General features: G+C 66.6%; 23 protein-coding genes and 1 tRNA gene. 8 read left to right on the forward strand and 16 right to left on the reverse strand.

The annotated features are described in order from the left end of the window. Positions 1 to 21 precede the first annotated feature (21 nt). A complete protein-coding gene (locus ACRDNQ_RS17495) occupies positions 22 to 936 on the reverse strand; it encodes a DMT family transporter (RefSeq protein WP_431829999.1) in 915 nt (304 codons plus the stop codon). A 61-nt stretch (positions 937 to 997) separates the two neighbouring features. Next, positions 998 to 1073 (reverse strand) — tRNA-Trp (locus ACRDNQ_RS17500). A gap of 92 nt (positions 1074 to 1165) precedes the next feature. Between ACRDNQ_RS17500 and ACRDNQ_RS17505 the strand changes: the two genes are divergently transcribed. Then, positions 1166 to 1870 (forward strand): lysophospholipid acyltransferase family protein, encoded by a 705-nt coding sequence (locus ACRDNQ_RS17505; RefSeq protein WP_431830000.1) that lies wholly within the window; start codon positions 1166 to 1168, stop codon positions 1868 to 1870. On the opposite strand, the gene ACRDNQ_RS17510 is transcribed toward ACRDNQ_RS17505, so the two are convergent. The 8 genes from ACRDNQ_RS17510 to ACRDNQ_RS17545 all read right to left on the reverse strand — a co-directional run bounded on the left by ACRDNQ_RS17510 (position 1867) and on the right by ACRDNQ_RS17545 (position 10800). Then, positions 1867 to 2511, reverse strand: a complete 645-nt coding sequence (locus tag ACRDNQ_RS17510; protein WP_431830001.1) for a CatB-related O-acetyltransferase — start codon at positions 2509 to 2511, stop codon at positions 1867 to 1869. The two genes, ACRDNQ_RS17505 and ACRDNQ_RS17510, sit on opposite strands and share 4 nt — an antisense overlap. A gap of 163 nt (positions 2512 to 2674) precedes the next feature. Next, on the reverse strand, positions 2675 to 3850 hold the full coding sequence (gene tuf / locus ACRDNQ_RS17515; RefSeq protein WP_431829995.1) for an elongation factor Tu: 1176 nt from the start codon (positions 3848 to 3850) through the stop codon (positions 2675 to 2677). Positions 3851 to 3955: 105 nt separating this feature from the next. Further along, the gene (locus ACRDNQ_RS17520; RefSeq protein WP_431830002.1) at positions 3956 to 4585 is read right to left on the reverse strand and encodes a hypothetical protein; all 630 of its coding nucleotides are present in this window, start codon (positions 4583 to 4585) and stop codon (positions 3956 to 3958) included. A 79-nt stretch (positions 4586 to 4664) separates the two neighbouring features. Beyond that, entirely contained in the window at positions 4665 to 5774 is a 1110-nt protein-coding gene (locus tag ACRDNQ_RS17525; RefSeq protein ID WP_431830003.1) for a M48 family metallopeptidase, read from the reverse strand. Next, complete coding sequence (locus ACRDNQ_RS17530; protein ID WP_431830004.1) at positions 5771 to 6949, reverse strand: DUF898 family protein; 1179 nt, start codon at positions 6947 to 6949, stop codon at positions 5771 to 5773. The genes ACRDNQ_RS17525 and ACRDNQ_RS17530 overlap by 4 nt, the downstream gene beginning before the upstream one ends. Before the next feature lie 12 nt (positions 6950 to 6961). Further along, positions 6962 to 7477, reverse strand: a complete 516-nt coding sequence (locus tag ACRDNQ_RS17535; protein WP_431830005.1) for a Crp/Fnr family transcriptional regulator — start codon at positions 7475 to 7477, stop codon at positions 6962 to 6964. A 7-nt stretch (positions 7478 to 7484) separates the two neighbouring features. Further along, entirely contained in the window at positions 7485 to 8393 is a 909-nt protein-coding gene (locus tag ACRDNQ_RS17540; RefSeq protein WP_431830006.1) for an AEC family transporter, read from the reverse strand. Positions 8394 to 8481: 88 nt separating this feature from the next. Continuing rightward, complete coding sequence (locus ACRDNQ_RS17545) at positions 8482 to 10800, reverse strand: DNA topoisomerase IV subunit A (RefSeq protein ID WP_431830007.1); 2319 nt, start codon at positions 10798 to 10800, stop codon at positions 8482 to 8484. Positions 10801 to 10861: 61 nt separating this feature from the next. Here ACRDNQ_RS17545 and ACRDNQ_RS17550 point away from each other — a divergent pair, with 61 nt between their 5' ends. From ACRDNQ_RS17550 to ACRDNQ_RS17575, 6 genes are all read left to right on the forward strand, one after another. Further along, the gene (locus tag ACRDNQ_RS17550) at positions 10862 to 11689 is read left to right on the forward strand and encodes an SDR family NAD(P)-dependent oxidoreductase (protein WP_431830008.1); all 828 of its coding nucleotides are present in this window, start codon (positions 10862 to 10864) and stop codon (positions 11687 to 11689) included. A 66-nt stretch (positions 11690 to 11755) separates the two neighbouring features. Then, the gene (locus ACRDNQ_RS17555) at positions 11756 to 11962 is read left to right on the forward strand and encodes a twin transmembrane helix small protein (RefSeq protein WP_431830009.1); all 207 of its coding nucleotides are present in this window, start codon (positions 11756 to 11758) and stop codon (positions 11960 to 11962) included. Between the two features lie 2 nt (positions 11963 to 11964). Further along, entirely contained in the window at positions 11965 to 12537 is a 573-nt protein-coding gene (locus ACRDNQ_RS17560; protein WP_431830010.1) for a cob(I)yrinic acid a,c-diamide adenosyltransferase, read from the forward strand. Between the two features lie 116 nt (positions 12538 to 12653). Next, positions 12654 to 13325, forward strand: a complete 672-nt coding sequence (gene trhA / locus ACRDNQ_RS17565) for a PAQR family membrane homeostasis protein TrhA (RefSeq protein ID WP_431830011.1) — start codon at positions 12654 to 12656, stop codon at positions 13323 to 13325. Between the two features lie 135 nt (positions 13326 to 13460). Beyond that, on the forward strand, positions 13461 to 14222 hold the full coding sequence (locus ACRDNQ_RS17570; protein ID WP_431830012.1) for an electron transfer flavoprotein subunit beta/FixA family protein: 762 nt from the start codon (positions 13461 to 13463) through the stop codon (positions 14220 to 14222). Next, positions 14222 to 15148: an electron transfer flavoprotein subunit alpha/FixB family protein gene (locus ACRDNQ_RS17575; RefSeq protein ID WP_431830013.1), complete on the forward strand. Its 927-nt coding sequence runs from the start codon at positions 14222 to 14224 to the stop codon at positions 15146 to 15148. Before ACRDNQ_RS17570 ends, ACRDNQ_RS17575 begins: the two co-directional genes overlap by 1 nt. On the opposite strand, the gene ACRDNQ_RS17580 is transcribed toward ACRDNQ_RS17575, so the two are convergent. Beyond that, a complete protein-coding gene (locus ACRDNQ_RS17580) occupies positions 15132 to 16028 on the reverse strand; it encodes a DUF6473 family protein (protein ID WP_431830014.1) in 897 nt (298 codons plus the stop codon). The two genes, ACRDNQ_RS17575 and ACRDNQ_RS17580, sit on opposite strands and share 17 nt — an antisense overlap. Before the next feature lie 164 nt (positions 16029 to 16192). On the opposite strand from ACRDNQ_RS17580, the gene ACRDNQ_RS17585 reads away from it, so the two are divergent. Continuing rightward, complete coding sequence (locus ACRDNQ_RS17585) at positions 16193 to 17068, forward strand: 3-hydroxybutyryl-CoA dehydrogenase (RefSeq protein WP_431830015.1); 876 nt, start codon at positions 16193 to 16195, stop codon at positions 17066 to 17068. Here ACRDNQ_RS17585 and ACRDNQ_RS17590 read toward each other — a convergent pair. From ACRDNQ_RS17590 to ACRDNQ_RS17610, 5 genes are read right to left on the reverse strand one after another with little or no spacing between them, the layout of a single operon-like run. Next, complete coding sequence (locus ACRDNQ_RS17590) at positions 17065 to 17928, reverse strand: lysophospholipid acyltransferase family protein (protein WP_431830016.1); 864 nt, start codon at positions 17926 to 17928, stop codon at positions 17065 to 17067. The genes ACRDNQ_RS17585 and ACRDNQ_RS17590 overlap by 4 nt on opposite strands. A gap of 59 nt (positions 17929 to 17987) precedes the next feature. Then, on the reverse strand, positions 17988 to 18254 hold the full coding sequence (locus tag ACRDNQ_RS17595; RefSeq protein ID WP_431830017.1) for an HPr family phosphocarrier protein: 267 nt from the start codon (positions 18252 to 18254) through the stop codon (positions 17988 to 17990). A 19-nt stretch (positions 18255 to 18273) separates the two neighbouring features. Further along, positions 18274 to 18666 (reverse strand): PTS sugar transporter subunit IIA, encoded by a 393-nt coding sequence (locus ACRDNQ_RS17600; protein ID WP_431830018.1) that lies wholly within the window; start codon positions 18664 to 18666, stop codon positions 18274 to 18276. Positions 18667 to 18671: 5 nt separating this feature from the next. Beyond that, positions 18672 to 19610 carry an RNase adapter RapZ gene (gene rapZ / locus ACRDNQ_RS17605; RefSeq protein WP_431830019.1) on the reverse strand — a complete coding sequence of 313 codons (939 nt, stop codon included), beginning with the start codon at positions 19608 to 19610 and terminating at the stop codon, positions 18672 to 18674. Next, complete coding sequence (locus tag ACRDNQ_RS17610) at positions 19610 to 20056, reverse strand: HPr kinase/phosphorylase (RefSeq protein ID WP_431830020.1); 447 nt, start codon at positions 20054 to 20056, stop codon at positions 19610 to 19612. Before ACRDNQ_RS17610 ends, rapZ begins: the two co-directional genes overlap by 1 nt.

Raw genomic sequence — 20056 nt, forward strand, 5'->3', positions numbered from 1 at the left:
GTTGGCCGGAGGTCGCCGGCGTCAGCCCGTCGCGGCCTCTTCCGCGCGGGTGTGGCGCAGCCGGGCGCGGGTCAGCCGATGCTCACGGTAAAGCGTGAAAAGCCCGGTCGCCACCACGATTCCGGCGCCCAGCAACGTCAGGTTGTCGGGCCACTCGTCGAAGATCGCATAGCCAAGGATCAGCGCGACCACGAGGCTGGTGTATCGGAAGGGGGCGACGAACCCGATCTCGCCGGTTCGCATGACCATGATCGAAAGAAGATAGCCGCCCATCACGAAGATGGCCGACCCGGCAAGCTGCATCGCGGCACGGCCCGAGACGGGCGCCCAGCCCTCGAACACCGACGCGAGGCCGGCGGCAAGGCCCACGGCCAGGGCCGTGATCAGCGCAACCGACATCGACGGCACCGAAGGCGACAGTCGCCGCGTGCACAGGTCGCGCAGCGCCACCGCGAAAACCGCGGCCACGACGTAGAGCGAATACACGTTGAACCCCTCGCCGCCGGGCCGGACGATCAGCATGACCCCGCCGAATCCGATCAGAATCGCCACGAGGCGCCGCCAGCCCACGGCCTCGCCCAGAAACAGGGCGCCAGCCAGCGTGATGGTCAGCGGCAGCGCCTGCAGGATGGCCGAGACGTTGGCGAAGGGCATGTTGAACAGCGCCGTCAGGAAGAAATAGGCGGCCGCGATTTCGCCCAGCGTGCGCAGGCCGATGATCCCCCAGTCGCGGCGCGGGATGTTGAGGTCGAACCGCCCGGTCAGCTGCAGGAACAGATAGATCAGCGCCGAGGTCGCCATGCCCCTCAGAAACAGCGCCTGCATCAGCGGCAGTTCGTCCGACAGCGCCTTCATGCAGGCATCGTTGAACGTGAAGGCCGTCATGCTTCCCACCATGAGAAGCGCGCCGCGCATGTTGTCGGTCAGGGCTGGCATCGCCGGGGTCTTTCAGGGGCGGGTCGTCCCGCCCGGGTCCCGCGCCGAACGTGATCTGACCTGGCAGGGGCAGAGGGACTCGAACCCCCGACCCTCGGTTTTGGAGACCGATGCTCTACCAACTGAGCTATACCCCTGCGGCCGTGGGCTGGATTAGGTGGAATGCGGGGGGAAATCAAGGCGGATTTCACGCTGGTGCAAAGCGCTGCATTCCTGCTAACTCCGGCGCATGTCGACCACCGGGAAACGCAGTCTGCGCAAACGCATCGCGGACAGCGAAACACTGAACAACGCGCTTGCGGCCGTGCTTGCACGGTATGTGGCGTTCTGCCATCGCACCTCGATCTGGGACCGCCGCGGTTTCGAGGAACTCACGGAATTCCTCAAGACAGGCCAGCCCGCGGTCATGTGCCTGTGGCACCAGCGGCTTCTGATGGCGCCCTATCTCTTCGACCAGGACACCGCGCGGATCTGCTCGCTGAACACGACGGCGCGCGCGGGAATGCTGGCGGGCCGGATCCTCGAGAAGCTGGGATTCGAGGTCGAGGCAATGCACCCCACGGCGACGAACGTCACCGTCTCGCGCGCGGTGCTGGGCCGGATGAAGCGCGGCTATTCGGTGGGCATGGCGACCGACGGCACCCGCGGCCCGGCACGGGTATCGAAGACGCATCCGCTGCTCTGGGCCCGCTCGGCGCAGGCGCCGATCTATGTCGTCGCCTACGCCGGAAAGCGCTGCATCCACCTGCCCAGTTGGGACAGGATGATGGTGCCGGTCCCGTTCACCCGCGGCGCGCTTGTCATCCGCCGGTTCGAGGAAGAGGTGCCGCGCAAGATGGACGAGGCCGAGCTTGAGGCGCTTCGGCAAAAGCTCGACCAAGCGCTTGATGCCGTCACCGAGGAAGCCGACCGGATCGCGGGGCGCATCGCCTAGCCTGGCGCACAGCGCTCGACCCCGGCGATATCGCCCGCGCACAGCGCCGGCTGGGCGTCAAGGATGTTCCCAAGCGGCCAGTCCCACCAGGCCAGCGCCATCAGTCGCGCCACGACATCCGGCGGAAAGCGCATGCGCAGGACGCGGGCGGGGTTGCCCGCGACGATCGCATAGGGCGGGACCGTGCCGCCGACCACGGCGCCCGCGCCAACGATGACCCCGTCGCCGATCACGCTGCCGGGCAGGATGCGGGCGCCCTGCCCGATCCAGACATCGTTGCCGATCACCGTGTCGGGGCCAGGGCCGGGCATCGACGCCGCGTCGCCTCCGAAGATGAAGAACGGATAGCTTGTGAAGCCATCGTGGCGGTGGTTGGCGGACGCCGTGATGAACTGCACGCCGTCCGCAATCTGGCAGAACTTCCCGATCACCAGCCGCTCGGGACTGAAAGCGTAAAGATAGGGCGCAAGATGCGCGGCCCAGTCGGCGGGCGGATGATGGGCGCTGGCATAGCTGTAAGCGCCCGCCTCGAACCGCGGGTGGTCGATGACGGCGGACAGAAACACCGTGCCTTCGTGCGCACTGCCATCGGGCAGTCTCACGGGGTTGCGCGTGTCGGGCGCGGGAAAACTCGGGGGCATGGGCGGACCTCGCTGAAAAGCCGGAATGTCGGTTCGTTCAGTGCGCGGTCTGGTTCATCTCGCCCTCCATTGATCGGGGTGTGCCTACCCGATCGGGGCCCAAAAGAGAAGGCCCGCAGGGGAATCCCGTGCAGGCCTTCGGTTCGTCTGACTGGCGCGAAGCTTACTCGAGGATCTTCGAGACGACGCCGGCGCCGACGGTGCGGCCGCCTTCACGGATGGCGAAGCGGAGCTTCTCCTCCATGGCGATCGGCGCGATCAGCTCGACCTCGAACTTCAGGTTGTCGCCCGGCATCACCATCTCGGTGCCCTCGGGAAGCTTCACCGTCCCGGTCACGTCCGTCGTGCGGAAGTAGAACTGCGGACGGTAGTTCGCGAAGAACGGCGTGTGCCGCCCGCCCTCTTCCTTCGTCAGGATGTAGGCCTCGGCCTCGAACTTCGTGTGCGGCTTCACCGAACCCGGCTTGCACAGCACCTGGCCGCGCTCCACCGCGTCCTTGTCGATGCCGCGCAGAAGCGCGCCGATATTGTCGCCCGCCTCGCCGCGATCCAGCAGCTTGCGGAACATCTCGACGCCCGTCACCGTCGACTTCTGCGTCGTCCGGATCCCGACGATCTCGACTTCGTCGCCCACGTTCACAACGCCGCGCTCGATCCGGCCCGTCACAACCGTGCCCCGGCCCGAGATCGAGAACACGTCCTCGATCGGCATCAGGAACGGCTGGTCGATCGGACGCGCCGGCGTCGGGATGTAGCTGTCCACGGCCTCCATCAGCGCGCGGATCGACTTCTCGCCGATCTCCTCGTCACGACCCTCCAGCGCGGCAAGCGCCGAGCCCTTGATGATCGGAATGTCGTCGCCGGGATACTCGTAGCTCGTCAGAAGCTCGCGCACTTCCATCTCGACAAGCTCCAGAAGCTCCTCGTCGTCCACCTGGTCGACCTTGTTGAGGTACACCACCATGAACGGGATGCCCACCTGGCGGCCCAGAAGAATATGCTCGCGCGTCTGCGGCATCGGGCCGTCGGCCGCGTTCACCACAAGGATCGCGCCGTCCATCTGCGCCGCGCCCGTGATCATGTTCTTCACGTAGTCCGCGTGGCCCGGGCAGTCGACGTGCGCGTAGTGCCGGTTCGGCGTCTCGTACTCAACGTGCGCCGTCGAGATCGTGATCCCACGCGCCTTCTCCTCGGGCGCCGCGTCGATCTGGTCGTACGCCTTGAACTCCCCGAAGTACTTCGTGATCGCCGCCGTCAGCGTCGTCTTGCCGTGGTCAACGTGACCAATCGTGCCAACGTTCACATGCGGCTTCGTACGTTCGAATTTTGCCTTTGCCATCGCCTCTGTCAGCCCTTTGCGCGTTGTGGTGGGTCGATATCGGGCCGCCCCTTAGCGGCACGCCGGGGGAAAATCAAGCGGCAGATGGGCAGCGGTGCGGACGGGTCACTCGCCCGCGCGAAGCGTCTCGGCGGCGCTGCGCGCGGCGTCTTCGGTGGCCGTGCGCTCTTCGTCGCCGAAGGGCACGCGGACCTGACCGGGCTTCGGAGTGAACCAGGTCTCGTTCTCGCGCAGCCAGTCCTCGATCTGTCGGGCGGCGTTGGCCGAGATGTTGGCAAGCTGTTCGTCGCGCGCGCGCGTCAGCCCCGAGCCAAGGACCGGCACCGTCTTGTCGAACCCCTCGCCGATCACCATGCGGTGCGGTTCCGCGTTCAGGCGCTGGCGCGTCGCGTTGTCGAAGACGTTGACCTCGATCACCATGTTCGACTGCGGGGTATAGACCAGCGGCACCCCCGGCAGGGCAAGCACCCCCGCCCCGACATAGACCCCGATGTGATACAGGCCGTCGCCGTCGAACCGCCCCAGGCGCTGCTGGATTGCGGTCTGCATCGCGACCTCGATCTCTTCCTCGACAAGCTCGCGGGTGAAGGGGCCCGCCTGGATGTTGTCGGCAATGACGATGTTGTGGCCAAGGCGGAAATCGCCCAGCGGCTCGGAACTCATCTGGGCAGGGGCGCAGGCGGAAAGGCCAAGCACAAGCGCCAGCCCCGCGATGACGATCCGTGCGTCTGCCATTCAGCCCCTCCAGATACCGTGGGCGCCCTGCCCGTTCACCCGCGCTTAGCGCAGCACCGCCGGTGCCGCAAGCGCGCCGCTATTCACAAATCCGCCCCAGAGCCGCCCAGTCGGCGGCGTCGAGCGCAGGCGTGAATGCCCGGCCCGATGTCGCGCCGGCATTGCGCGAGGCGACGATCCGGTCGCCGAGGTCGGGGTGCGACAGGAAATGGCGAAGGATCCCCGGCACCGCCCCCACGTCCTTCTGCAGCGCTTCGAAGAAGGTCGCCAGCGCATCGGGCCTGATCCCCGCCTCGGCCATCGCGGCAAGCGCGAAGGCGTCGGCGGCGGCCTCGGCCTCGCGAGTGTAGCTGGCCTGGATCAGGCGCTCGGTCAGGAACAGGACCACGGCGCCACCGGCGAAATCACCGAAGAGCAGGCCGAGAACACCGATCGACCCGGCCGACCGCAGAGCGATCCGGACCGGATCGCGCGACACCACGTGGCCAAGCTCGTGCGCGAAGACTGCGGCGACCTCGTCGGGATCGCCGGCAGCGTCGATCAGTCCGCGGAAGAAGACGATGTGCCCCCCGGGTAGGGCGAAGGCGTTGACCAGTTCGTGGTCAAGCACGGTGAGTGTCAGGTCATAGGGCAGCGTCCGGTCGCCGACGATCCGTGCGCGCATCCGTTCCAGCGCGGCGACGCCTTCGGGGGCATCACAGACCCTCAGCCCGTCGACCGCGCCTTCGGCAAGCGCCGACCGCACCTGCGCAAGCGTCGCATCGCCCAGCGCCTTTTCCCCCCGCGCCGGCAAGAGCGTGGCCAGTTGGTTGGCCAGCACGGGGAGCATGACAAACAGGATCAACGCCACCGAGGCGACGGCGGCGGCCCCCCAGGCGAAGATCCGGCCAGTTCCCCCGGCCCCGGCCCGCGCCGGCGAGCGCCGCGTCAGGTGCGGCGCCTGACTGCGCAGGACGCGGACCATGTCGGCGTCGGCCAGGTAAAGCCGGGCAAGCGGCTCATCCGTTGAACTGACGACAAGGCCCCTGTCGCCGGCCTGATCGTTCGGGCTGAAAAGGTCATCGAGGCGCCACTGCCGGGGCGGCGCCTCGGGCAGCGCGATTGCCAGCCACTCTCCCGACAGCGAGACTTCGGCCCGCTGGACCCGGGCGGTCCGGCCATCGACGAAGTCGGCGAAGACCCCCGTCATATCGCCGCCCCCAGATCAAGCGCCTCGGCAAAGCCCTCGGCCTCGACGTGGTCGTCACGTCCGCGCTGCTTTACCGCGGCAAGGGCGTGCGCGCCCTGGATCGTCAGGGTCTGAGCGTAATGCGCCCAAAGCGGCAGGGTGATGAAGACCTGACGGAACACCTGCCAAAGCAGGAACAGACCAAGATAGGCCCCAAAGAGAAGGCCAATGCCCAGGGCAATCGGGATATCGAGGTCGTCGACCCCCGGGTCGAAGGTCGCGGGCCCCGCGACGGCTGCGACGATGGCGGTCCCGGCCGCCGCGAAAAGGCCGAGCGCGCCACCCAGCAGCACCCCGATGATCAGGTTGCCCGCGACATGGATGCCAAGGACCTGCCCGACCCGCGGTCGGGCGGTCAGCGTTACGCCCCCCGCGCGCTTGAGGTTCGTCAGGATTTCGAGACTGCGCACGCGGTAGTGCAGAAGGCCGTAGAGGAACAGTGGCACGGTGGCGATCAACAGGAAAAGCCAGCCGGGCGATCCCAGCCACGCCGCCGCAACCGCAAGAAGGCTCGCGATCACGCTGAACAGAAGCGGTCGCGCCGCCGGGAAAAGCATGGTCCAGTGCCCGCCCTGCTCGAACCTGAGGTCGCCGTACCAGGTCCGGTCGGTGCGGTACTTCTCGAGCCAGAAGGTCATGCGCGGCCAAAGAAGGCCAAGGCTCAGGACCGTGATCAGCCAGTGCCCCATGGCGCGCCAGGCATAGCCCCAGGCACCGGGTTCAAGCCCGAAGCGGATGCCGCGCCAGCGGGTGCGGGCCAGCACGTATCGGCGCGCGCGGTACTGGGCATAGAACCACAGCGGGATGACGCCAAGGAACGACAGCAGGTAGCCCGCGCCGCCCCCCTCGAAAAGCGACAGGCTTGCGAAGACCAGAAACAGGTTCACGATGCCGACATAGAAGGCAAGGATCACGACAGCGATCAGGAAGCCCAGAAGCTTCTCGCCGCCCTGTCCGACGTACTCGAGCGGCAGCCCCCCCGGCCGGACCGATGACCAGAAGTACCGCCTGAGCCGCGTCTTCATCCAGAACCGGTAGAGGCCAAGCGTCAGCATCGTCAGAACCCCGGTCCTGAGCCCAAGCCAGAACAGGGCCCCGCGCTGACCGGCGAAAGTGGTGACCAAGGGATCAAGCATGGGCCGGCGCGCTCAGAACAGGCCGAGGCCGCGCTGACCGGGCTGAGTCACGTCCGCGCCCTGCGCGCGACGCAGGCGCCCGGCAAGGATGCGGGCGATGGCATAGACAAGGTCGCAGGACCGGGCGGGATGATCGCGGCGAAAGGCCTCGAAGGCGTCGTGCGAGACGCGGAACAGGGTCGATGGCCCGCTTGACCAGACGCTGGCCGAGCGTTGCCGTTCGTCGAAGAACGCGACCTCGCCCACGATCGATCCGGCTTCGACCCGGAAACCCGGCACGATCGAGATGCTGCGCGCCTGCGGGACCGAAACCTCAAGCGCGCCCTCGGCCACGAAGTAAAGGTCGTTTCCGCCGGCGTTCCGCTGGATCAGGACGTCGCCGTTCCCAAGCGTCACAATGTCGGCCCGGGCAAGAAGCGCCTCCCAGGCGGCATGGTCCCAATGCATCAGGGACAGGGCGTCTCCGGCGCCCGCACGATCGGCGACGGCGGCTTCAAGACGGGCCAGAAGCGCGGATCGGTCGGTCATGGCGCCTTCATATCCCTGCAAGCGCGTAACTCCACGCCGTCAGTGTAACGAACGAGATCGGCACGCCAAGCCCGACCAGCAGGGTGGCGAGTTGCGGATCGAGGTCGTTCTCCATCGCGACGATCGAAGCACCGATCATCGGCGCCATGGCGACTTCGAAAACGGTGATCTGCGCGACGATGCCCGATCCGCCAAGGGCCCAGACCAGAAGCCCCAGAACGATCAGCGGCCCTAGGATCAGCTTGTAGGCAAGGCCAAGGATCAGCGGCCGAAGCTTTCCGCCGATATCGGTCAGCCGCAACTGGAAGCCCACCGACACCAGCGCCAGCGGCGCCACGGTAACGGCCAGCCGCTCGAGCATGCCGTCCAGCCAGTCGGGATAGGTCGTGTTCATCAGGGCAAGCGCCACGACGGTGGCGATGAAGGGCGGAAAGGACAGGATCGTCCGGGCGATGTCGCGCGGCGCCGGTCGCGGACCCTCGGCGAAAAGGCGCGCGACGGTAATGCCGAGGAATGTCAGCACGATGTAGGATCCAAGCTGGTCCATCACCACGCCCACGCTCATCCATTCGGGGCCGTAGAACGCTTCGATCATCGGGATTCCGATGAACGAGGTATTGGCAAGCCCGCCCACAAGGATGACGCAGCCCGTCGTCTGCCGCGGGAATTGCATGACGCGGCACAGAGGCCAGAGGATCGCGATGCCGACAAGGAACAGCACCCAGGGCGCAGCGGCCGCAAAAAGGAGCTCGGGCGAGAGCGTCAGACCGTTCAGATAGGCCAGTGCCATGGCGGGCAGGCCGATATTGATGATGAACGAGTTGAGCACCGACGAGGCATTGGCCGGAAACCGCCCGAGACGGCGCAGGGCAATCCCGGCCGCGAAACAGAAGACAAGAAGAACGATGTTGTCCATGCGGCCTCACCCGCCGCGCGGGTCAAGGGCGGCAGTTCACCGAACCCTGCCCCAAATCGGGTGGCAAGGGAATCGCCTTGATCGCCGCCTAGGTGAAGCGGTTGTCGCGGGGGAAGCCGCGCGGGGCCATGCGCCCGGACCCGGCGCGCTTGCCGATCCAGTTGGCAAGGTCGGTTTCTGTGCGGGTGCGGCCGGCGGGATCAAGCCAGCTCAGTCCCTCGGCCAGGGTGAAAGTCGTGGCGTCCGACAGCCCACCGTCCTTGTACTTCTGAAGTCGCACGCCCTTGCCCCGCGTCATCTCGGGCAACTCGTCGATCGGGAAGACCACCACCTTGCGGTTGTCGCCCACCACCGCGACGTGGTCGCCGGAAACCGGGCGGCAGACGGCGGCGCGGGCCGGGTCCTTCACGTTCAGCACCTGCTTGCCGGCGCGGGTCTGGGCGATCACCTCGTCCTCGGCCACAAGGAAGCCGTCGCCGGCGGTCGAGGCGACCAGCAGCTTCCTACCGGGGCGGTGAATGAAGAAGGCCACGATCTCGGCCTCGTTCGGCAGATCGATCATCAGGCGCACCGGTTCGCCCATGCCGCGACCGCCCGGCAAATTGGCGGCGGCAAGCGTGTAGAACCGACCGTTCGTGCCGAAAAGCACAAGCTTGTCGGTCGTCTCGCCGTGGAAGGCGAAGCGGGGACCGTCGCCGTCCTTGAACTTCAGGTCCTGCCCAAGGTCGAGATGCCCCTTCATCGCCCGGATCCACCCCATGCGAGAACAGACGACGGTGATCGGTTCGCGCTCGATCATCGCCTCGATCGGCACGTCCGCGACCTCGGCGGCCTCGGCGAACTGGGTCAGGCGCTGCCCGCGCGCATGGTCTTTGCCGAACTGCTTTTTCACCTCGCGCAGCTGTTCGGCGATACGGGTCCATTGCAGGCCATCCTGTTCAAGCAGGTCCTCGAGGCCCGCGCGTTCCTCCATCAGGGCGTCGCGCTCGCGCAGCAGTTCAAGCTCTTCGAGGCGGCGCAGGCTGCGAAGCCGCATGTTGAGGATCGCCTCGGCCTGAAGGTCCGACAGGCCCACTTCGGGGTCCGCCCCGGCCGGCGCCAACGGCGAGACGTAGTCAGCCTCGGAACTGGCGCGCGGCTTCGGGTCGGCCCAATCCTCGGCCATGAGCGCGGCCTTGGGATCGTTGTCGTAGCGGATGATGTCGATCACCCGGTCAAGGTTGAGGAAGGCCAAGATGAAGCCTTCAAGCACCTCAAGCCGGTGGTCGATCTTGTCCATCCGGTGCCGGCTACGCCGGATCAGGACCTCGCGCCGGTGGTCGAGGAAGGCGCGCAGAACCTCCTTGAGGGAACAGACCTTGGGCGTCAGCCCGTCGATCAGCACGTTCAGGTTCATCGGGAACCGCGTCTCGAGGTCCGAGTTGCGGAACAGAAGGCCCATCAGCACCTCGGGGTCGACGTTCCGCGACCGGGGTTCCAGCACGATGCGGATGTCGTCGGCGGATTCGTCGCGCACATCGGCAAGGATCGGGATCTTCTTGGTCTGGATCAGCTCGGCGATGCGTTCGATCAGCTTCGACTTCTGCACCTGATAGGGAATCTCGGTGACGATGACGACCCAGGTGCCGCGGCCCTGATCCTCCACCCCCCATTTCGCCCGCAAGCGGAAGCCGCCCCGGCCGGTCCGATAGGTCTCGGCGATTGAAGCATGGGGCTCGACGATCACGCCGCCGGTGGGAAAATCCGGGCCGGGGATGAAGTTGAGAAGCGTGTCGTCACGTGCGTCCGGCGTCTTGATCAGGTGCAAGCAGGCGTCCACCAGCTCGCCGATGTTGTGCGGCGGGATGTTCGTGGCCATGCCCACGGCGATGCCGGACGATCCGTTGGCCAGAAGGTTCGGGAAGGCCGCGGGCAGGACCACCGGCTCGCGCAGCGTGCCGTCGTAGTTGTCGCGGAAGTCGACCGCGTCCTCGTCCAGCCCTTCAAGAAGCGCCTCGGCGGCGGCGGTCATCCGGGCCTCGGTGTAGCGGCTGGCCGCCGGGTTGTCGCCGTCGATATTGCCGAAGTTGCCCTGGCCATCGACCAGCGGGTAGCGCACGTTGAAGTCCTGCGCGAGACGCGCCATGGCGTCGTAGATCGCCGCGTCCCCATGGGGGTGGTAGTTCCCCATCACGTCGCCCGAGATCTTCGCCGACTTGCGAAACCCCCCGGTGGACGACAGGCGCAGCTCGCGCATCGCGTAAAGAATGCGCCGGTGCACGGGCTTCAACCCGTCGCGTGCATCGGGAAGGGCGCGGTGCATGATCGTCGACAGCGCATAGGTCAGATAGCGGTCGCCCAGAGCGCGGCGAAGCGGCTCGGACAGATCGGGGACCGGGACGTTTTCGTCGTCGATGGCATCGGACATGAAAGCGGTGTAAACGGGCGGCGAGTCTGGGTCCAGAGGCGAAAGCAAGAGGCAGGAAACCGTGACCCGATCGATCCTGATCACCGGATGCTCGTCGGGCATCGGCCTTGATGCCGCGCATGGGCTGCGCGCGCGCGGCTGGCGCGTTTTCGCAAGCTGCCGGCAAGCGGCCGACTGCGACCGCCTTAGGGCGGAAGGCTTCGAGAGCCCGCGCATCGACCACGCCGATCCCGCGTCCATCGTCGAAGGGCTCACCGAGGTGCTCGAGGCCACGGGCGGGACGCTGGACGCGCTGTTCAACAACGGCGCCTGGGGCTTGCCCGCCCTTGTCGAAGACACCCCGCGCGAAGCGCTCGAGGCGATCTTCCACGCCAATGTCTTCGGCGTCCACGACCTGACGCGCCGCGTGATCCCGGTGATGCGCCGGCAGGGTCAGGGCCGGATCGTGACCTGCAGTTCGGTCCTTGGCTTCGTGGCGGCCCAGTTCCGCGGCCCCTACTGCGCGACCAAGTTCGCGCTTGAGGGTCTGACCGACGCGCTGCGGCTCGAGATGCGGGGAACCGGCATCCATGTCGTTCTGATCGAGCCCGGCCCGATCGGCACCGCGTTTCGCAGGAACGCGGCCCTCCAGTACGAACGCTGGATCGACCCCGCGTCCTCGGTGCGGACCGACGACTACCGGTTTCGTGTGGAAAAGCGGCTATACCGGCCCGATGGACCCGACCGGTTCGAATTGCCGCCCGCTGCGGTGACCGCGAAGCTGGTTCGCGCGCTCGAGACGCGAAATCCCCGCGCGCGCTACTTCGTGACGACCCCCACCTTTCTTGCCGCGGCGCTCAAGCGCATCCTGCCGACCCGGACGGCCGACCGGTTGCTTGCGCGGCAGTGACGGTGCAGGGTCGCCTTTCGCCGAAAGTCGCCTAGGTGAAGGCGCGTTGACAACAGGAGCCGCAGGGTGCTGACCGATCCATTCTTCTACGTCGTCCTTGCCGCGGTGCTTGCGGTCGCGGTCATCCTGATGATCGGGATCGGCGGCTTCGCGAAGGGCGGCGACTTCAACCGCAAGCACGCCAACCGCGTGATGCGCTGGCGGCTTTACGCGCAGGCCTTCGCGGTCGCGCTGATCGTCGCCTTCGTTCTCATCCGGCAGGCAGGAGGCTAGGGATGGTCGTTCTCAACAAGATCTACACCAAGACCGGCGACGCCGGCGAAACCGCGCTTGGCAACGGCGCGCGGGTGGCGAAGCATTCGCTGCGCGTGGCCGCCTATGGCACGGTGGACGAGACGAACGCCGCTGTCGGCCTGGCGCGTCTGCACGCCGCCGGCGACATCGACGCGCGGCTGGCCATGATCCAGAACGACCTCTTCGATCTGGGCGCCGATCTGTGCCGCCCGGACATGGAGCGCGACGGCGAGGCAGGCTACCCGGTGCTGCGCATGGTCGAGGCGCAGGTCACCCGGCTCGAGCGCGAGATCGACGAAATGAACCTCAAGCTTCAACCGCTGCGGTCGTTCATCCTGCCGGGCGGTTCGCCCCTTGCGGCGCATCTGCACCTCTGCCGCACGGTCAGCCGGCGCGCGGAACGCCTGACGGTCGAACTGGCGACGATGGAATCGGTGAACGAGGCGGCGGTGAAGTACCTCAACCGCCTGTCCGACTGGTTCTTCGTCGCCGGCCGGATCGCCAACGACGATGGGCGCGCGGACGTGCTTTGGGTGCCCGGAGCGAACCGCTGAGCGGTCAGCACGGGCGGGAACGAAACAGTGATCGCGCGATCCGCCACATTGACGGGACCTGGATTCGGTGCTGCACTTCATCTGACGTGCCGTGACGATTACAGGAGGTGCCGAAGATGACCGATCGCGGGTCCGAAGCTGCGACGCGGGTCTATACGCGGGCCGAATACCTGTCGGACGCAGCCATTCATGTCATCGGGGTTCTGGCGGCGCTGATCGCGGCACCGGTCATGGTGACGCTGGTCGTCCTTTGGGGCGCCGACGCCGGCACCGTGACCGCCGTCACGGTCTATGCGGTCACGCTGATCGCCATGCTGTCGTGTTCGGCCTTCTACAACATGATCCGCACCGAAAGCTGGAAGCCGGTTCTGCGCCGGATCGACCAGTCGGCGATCTACATGAAGATCGCGGGCACCTACACGCCCTTCGTGATGCTGACCGGCGCGCACATGGGCCTGTTCCTGACCGCCGTGTGGAGTGTCGCCGGCGCCGGTGCCGCGCTCATCATATTCGGGTCCGAGCGGGTCAAGCCGCTGGCCATCGTCCTTTACCTTGCACTTGGCTGGGCCGGGGCGGTGTGGGGCGGACCGCTGATCGACGGGCTCAGCACGGCGGGCTTCGTCCTGATGGTGATCGGCGGCATCCTCTATTCGGTGGGCGTCATCTTCCTGCTTTGGCAACGGCTGCCCTTCCACAACACGATCTGGCATGTCTTCGTGCTGACCGCGACGGTGCTGCTTTATGCAAGCCTTCTGGTCGAACTGATCGGCCGCACCTCGGTCGCCTGACCTGCAGGAAGGATGAGACGCGGCGTCGCAAGGCGCGGACATGACGTTTTTGCACTGTTTTCCGGGCCGGGGCCGGGCTAACACCGGACGCGATTGGAACCGGCGCGCGCGCGCCGCAACGATGGAGCCACGCCGATGAAGGTTCTCGTCCCTGTGAAACGGGTGATCGACTACAACGTGAAGGTCCGGGTGAAGGCGGACGGCAGCGGGGTCGACCTGGCGAATGTGAAGATGTCGATGAACCCCTTCGACGAGATCGCCGTCGAAGAGGCGATCCGGCTGAAGGAAGCCGGCAAGGCCGAAGAGATCGTGGTCGTGTCGGTCGGCGTAAAACAGGCGCAGGAGACGCTGCGCACGGCGCTTGCCATGGGCGCGGACCGCGCGATCCTAATCGAGGCCGCGTCCGACGTGCACCAGGACATCGAGCCGCTGGCCGTGGCCAAGCTTCTTGCCAAGGTGGTCGAGGATGAAGAGCCCGGGCTTGTCCTGTGCGGCAAGCAGGCCATCGACAACGACATGAACGCCACGGGCCAGATGCTGGCCGCCCTTCTGGGCTGGAGCCAGGCGACCTTCGCGAGCGAACTGGCCGTGGAGGGCGATCATGCGCTGGTCACGCGCGAAGTCGACGGCGGGCTGCAGACGGTGAAGGTGACGCTGCCGGCGATCGTCACGGTCGACCTGCGGCTGAACGAGCCGCGCTATGCCTCGCTGCCCAACATCATGAAGGCGAAGAAGAAGCCGCTCGACGAAAAGACGCCGGCCGACTACGGCATCGACGTCACGCCGCGGCTTCAGGTGGTGAAGACCACCGAACCTTCGGCGCGCAAGGCCGGGGTCAAGGTGGGTTCGGTGGACGAGCTGATCGCGAAACTCAAAGACGAAGCGGGGGTGATCTGATGGCGGTTCTTGTTCTGGCCGAGGTGGTGAACGGGCAACTGGCCACCGATGCGGTTTCGAAGACGCTGACGGCCGTGGCGCCGCTTGGCGAGGTGCATGTGCTGGTGGCTGGCCAGGGCGGCGATGCCGCGGCGGCCGAAGCGGCGGCGGTTCAGGGCGTCGCGAAGGTGCTGTTCGCGGGCGACCACGGCTTCTGCCACATGCTGGCCGAACCCGTGGCCGCGCTGATCGTGTCGATGGCCGGCGGATACAGCCATATCGTCGCGCCGGCGACGTCGGACGCCAAGAACATCCTGCCGCGGGTGGCCGCGCTTCTGGACGTGATGGTGATCTCGGACGTGACCGGCATCGTGGACGCCGAGACCTTCGAGCGTCCGATCTATGCCGGCAACGCAATCCAGACCGTTAGATCGACAGATGCGGTGAAGGTCCTGACGGTGCGCACCTCGACCTTCGATGCGGCGGGCACGCAGGCCCCCGCCCCGGTCGAGGCGGTGGGTACCTCCGCCACCGGCGGCCTGTCGGAATGGGTCGAGGACAAGGTCGCCGCCTCTGATCGGCCCGAACTGACCTCGGCCGGGATCGTCGTCTCGGGCGGTCGCGGCTTGGGCAGCCAAGAGCAGTTCGCGATCATCGAGTCGCTTGCCGACAAGCTGGGCGCCGCGGTCGGCGCGTCGCGCGCCGCGGTCGATTCGGGCTATGCGCCGAACGACTGGCAGGTGGGCCAGACCGGCAAGGTCGTGGCGCCCGAGTTGTACATCGCCGTGGGCATCTCGGGTGCCATCCAGCACCTTGCCGGGATGAAGGACAGCAAGGTGATCGTCGCCATCAACAAGGACGAAGAGGCCCCGATCTTCCAGGTCGCCGACTACGGCCTGGTCGCCGATCTCTTCACCGCCGTCCCCGAGCTTATCGAAAAGCTCTGACACCTTCGGCCAGTTCCACGCGCGGCCCGGCGACCCGATCGCCGGGCCGTTCACGTTTCAGATGCGCCGCCAGGCAGACGGCCAGCGCATCGGCGACCTCGCGATGAAAAAGCGGCCCGGGCACTTCCATCGCAGCCGGCGCCTCCATCGGGGCGAAGACCTTGCCATCCAGTCCGGCGGCACGGGCGGGATCGCTGGCCACAACCTCGACGATGTCGGACACGTCGGCACGGAGGGCCTCGATCAGGGCGCGGTCGACGAAAAGCGGATCAGCGGACAAGGCACGGTCGGCGCCCTGCCCGGGTCCGCGGTTCGACATCCACAGAAGCACGACGCGACCACCGATCTTGCGCACCAGCATCCGCATCCGCCCGAGCCAGGCATCGCGCAACTCGTTCCGCACGGCCGCGAAGGCGTCGGGGGCATGGCCTTCCAGCGCGGCCAGCAGGTGACGTGTGAAGTTGAACTCGGTGAAGTCGAGGTGAGGATAGAGCGCCCGAAGCGCGGGCGACGCCTTGAGGAACCGGTCGTTCCGGCGGGGGTGGACGGTGTAAAGGCGGTTCGACATGTTCGCCGCGCCCATGACCTGGATCACGGTCAGATCGGCCTCGCCACAGGCGGCAAGCACCGAGTCGTCGTCGACGAAGACGTTCACGCCGGCATGCATGCAGCCGAAATTCACCACCGGCAGGCCAAGACGTTCCCCAAGCAGCGCCGGGAACGGCGCGGCCACGTATTTTCCGTAGGTTTCGGTCCCGCCAAGAATGGCGACATACCCGCCGTCGATCTTCGGACGTGGACCCCGGAACAGAAGCCGCGACCGCCCGAACCGGTAGGCAAAGTAATCCAGTCCGCCACCGGCACCATCTTCATATGCCATGTCCACCCACGCTGTCCGATCTGACCCGCCCCCGGTGTGCCGGAAGGGTCTTGCCAATCCGCTAAAAGCCCAATTTTCCGCGAATTCGCGACACCGTTACCGCTTGCGCCCCCGGGCGGCTGCTGCATAAGGTCGGCGCGACCAGACGGACGGGAAGTGGCGGGATGGACATCGCGAAAGTTGGCGTAATCGGCGCCGGGCAGATGGGCAACGGAATCGCGCATGTCTTCGCCCTGGCCGGCTACGACGTGCTGATGACGGACATCAGTCAGGACGCCCTTGAAAAGGCCCGTCAGATCATCGCCGGCAACCTTGACCGGCAGGTGACGCGCGGACGGATCGACGCCGCCGAAAAGGACGCCGCGCTTGCCCGCATAGACACCACGCCGTCGTTGAAGGACCTTGGTCCGTGCGACCTCGTGATCGAGGCCGCGACCGAGCGCGAAACGGTGAAGACCGCCATCTTCGAGGATCTCGTGCCCCATCTGGCGCCGCACACGATCCTGACGTCGAACACCTCGTCGATCTCGATCACGCGGCTGGCCAGCCGCACCGATCGGCCCGAAAAGTTCATGGGCTTCCACTTCATGAACCCCGTGCCGGTGATGCAGCTGGTCGAGCTGATCCGCGGCATCGCCACGGACGAGGACACCTACCAGACGCTTCATGCCGTGGTCGAGCGGCTGGGCAAGACTTCGGCCACGGCCGAGGATTTCCCCGCATTCATCGTCAACCGCATCCTGATGCCGATGATCAACGAGGCGGTCTACACGCTTTACGAAGGGGTGGGCTCGGTCCAGTCGATCGACCAGGCCATGAAGCTGGGCACGAACCACCCGATGGGGCCGCTGGAGCTGGCCGATTTCATCGGCCTCGACACCTGCCTTGCGATCATGAACGTGCTGCACGACGGGCTTGCCGACACGAAATACCGGCCCTGCCCGCTTCTGACCAAGTACGTCGAGGCCGGGTGGCTGGGGCGCAAGACCCAGCGCGGCTTCTACGACTATCGCGGCGAGGTCCCGGTTCCGACGCGCTAAAGCGCGTCGCCGCCCAGCATCAGCGTCTGTTCGCGCAGCCAGGCCATGAAGCCGCGCGTGTTGCCTGACCACAACTCGATCTCCTCCCGGCCGATCGGATGACCGATCACCGGACGCTGCGGCTTGTTCAGCGCGTGGACGACCTCGTGCAGCAAAAGCCCCTGCCGCAGCGTGGCCGAGATCTGGTTGGCGATCTGGTAGGCGCGCGAGTTCCGGCCGGGAAAGTAGATGGGCAGCACCTGCGCGCCCGACCGTTGGATGAGCTTGGCCGTGAACGGGTTCCATTCGGCTTCGATCACGGGGCCGAAGGCCGATTTCGAAGTGGCCACCACACCGGACGGAAACACGGCGATGACGCCGCCCTGCCCTAGGTGATCCATCGCGCGGCGGCGCATCTCGAGGTTCTTCTCAAGTGCGCCGGCCTCGTGCTGGAAGGGCACCGGGATCATGAAATGCGCGATCTCGCTGACCCCTGTCAGCAAGTTGCGCGTCAGGATCTTGTAGTCGGTGCGCGTCCGCCCGATCAGTTCGGCAAGGACCATCCCGTCGACAAGGCCGTGGGGATGGTTGGCCACAACCACCAGAGGCCCCTCGCGCGGGATGCGGGCAATCTGTTCGGCAGGCGTCAGAAGCTCGATTCCCATGTGGCGCAGCGCCTGCGCCCAGAACGCCTGTCCGATCGGCACGCCCTCGCGCTCGAACCGGCGGATGCGGCGCAGCAGCGTCAGCTTGCCGGTCATCCATTCCATCGTGCGGATGCTGCCGGCCTGCCAGCGATTGTCGAAGGTATGGGCGTAGCTCAGCCGCCGCTTGTCATAGGGCACGTAGCCTTCGCCGGCCTTCTGCGTGTGCCTATCCAAAGTGCTGTCGACCACAGCTTCCGGCTTCGCCTCCCGCCGCGCCCGCGTTTTCCGGGGCGTCACATCTCTTCGCCGAAGCGGTCCGCGACAAGCGCGTCCAGGGCATCGGCCAACGCCGCAGCGTCGGGGCCGCGGGCTTCGACTTCAATAGTTGTTCCTTTCGAGGCTGCCAACATCAAAAGCCCCATGATGCTGTCACCCGAGGCGGACAGTCCGTCGCGGCGCACTTCGGCCGTGGCATCGAAGGATTCGACCACCTCGACCAGCCGCGCCGAGGCCCGGGCATGCAGCCCCTTCTCGTTGATGATGGTAAGCGTCTTGCGCACGCAGTCCGACACGGCCGACCTATCCCGCAGTTCCGTCGTAACTGTCGATGTATTTTCGCCCGGCGGCAAGGGCGCCCGCGACCGCGTCCGGCATCGGCTTGTGACGGGATTTCGCTAGCTTGATCAGAAGCGGCAGGTTGGCGCCATAGATGATCTTGCGATCCGGCGGCGTGCAGGCCGGAAGCGACAGGTTGGAGGGCGAGCCGCCGAACATGTCAGTGACCACGACCACCCCGTCGCCGGTGTCGACGCGATCCACGGCCGACATGATTTCGGTCTGCTTCGCGGCCCGATCGTGCTCGGCCTCGATCGATATGGCAAGGATGCCGGGCTGATGACCAACCACATGTTCGACAGCGGAAAGATACTCTCTTGCCAGCCCGCCATGTGCCACGATCACGATGCCGATCACGCGCGTTACCCCGCCTCGCCCGGCGCGGATGCCCCGGTCCTGCGCTCAAGCTCCCTGTGCCTTATAGACACGCCCCATCCGGCCTCTGCAAGGGCCTCGGCAAGCATTTCGGCCAGGGCGACGGATCGGTGCTGGCCACCCGTGCAGCCGAAGCCGATCGCAAGGTGCGACTTGCCCTCGTCGCGGTAGGCCGGAAGCAGCGAGAGCACCAGATCACGCACGGCGGTGAAGAACGGCTGAAGCCGGGGATCCTCGGCCACGAAGGCTGCGACGCGCGGATCGCGCCCGTCAAGCGGGCGCAGCGCCGCCTCCCAGTGCGGGTTCCTCAGGAAGCGGACGTCGAACACCATGTCGATGCCGCGCGGCAGGCCACGCTTGTACGAGAACGACTGGACCGAGACCGCCATTCGGCGGTCGTCCTTGGGCGCGTACCATCGAGTGATCTCGTCGCGCAGGTCATGGGGGGTCAGATCGGATGTGTCGATCAGCACGTCGGCCCGGTTGCGAACCGAGGCCAGCATCTCGATCTCACGGTCCACGCCGATCGACGGCGCGTCCTCGGGCGCGGCGGGATGGCGCCGGCGCGTTTCGGAATAGCGGCGCACGATCACCTCGGGGCGGGCGTCGAGGTACAGCACCTCGGCCTGAAGCGCGGGATCGCGGGTCAGAAGATCGATCGCCTCGACCATCGCCGCGACCGAGAAGTCGCGGTTTCGCACATCGATGCCAAGCGCAAGCGGATGGTCGAGAGGACCCGACAGAAGGCGTGGCAGGAAGGACAGCGGAAGATTGTCGATCACCTCGAAGCCAAGATCCTCGAGCACGTTGATCGCCGTCGAACGGCCGGCGCCGGAAGGGCCGGTGACGAACACGACACGACCGCCCGGCGCCGAAGCGCCGTCGGCCGGAGACCCCGACCTTTCGCTGTTGTCAGTCGTCGTCATCACGCGCACCGCCCGGCCTTGAGATACTGCAGGATCGCAGGGGCGAAATGCGCACTCTCCACCTTGTGAACAAGAGGGATCGCGTGACCAAGCACCGCGACCTCGCGTCGGGGAGGAAGCCGGTCGGTTTCCGTGGTGGACAGATCGACGACCAGCGCAAGCCAGGCCCCCTCGGCGGCGTCGGCCGACAGAAGGCCCAGGTGCCGGGCCTCGATCATCCCGGAGATCCCCGGCGGCGCGCAAAGCCAGGGGACGCCGTCCCGAAGCGACAGCGCGACACGATCGTCCGCCACCAGGACCGCGCCGCAGGCCATGAGCGAAAGCGCAAGACCCGACTTGCCCGATCCCGACGGCCCAAGGATAAGCAGCCCGCGCGGGCCCAGCGCAACGGCGCTTCCGTGGATGGTTCCAGGGCTGTCGAGCGGGCTATGCGCCTGGTCCGACAT

The organism is Saliniferula longa, from assembly GCF_050789285.1.
Taxonomy (GTDB): Bacteria; Pseudomonadota; Alphaproteobacteria; order Rhodobacterales; family Rhodobacteraceae; genus CAVPWP01.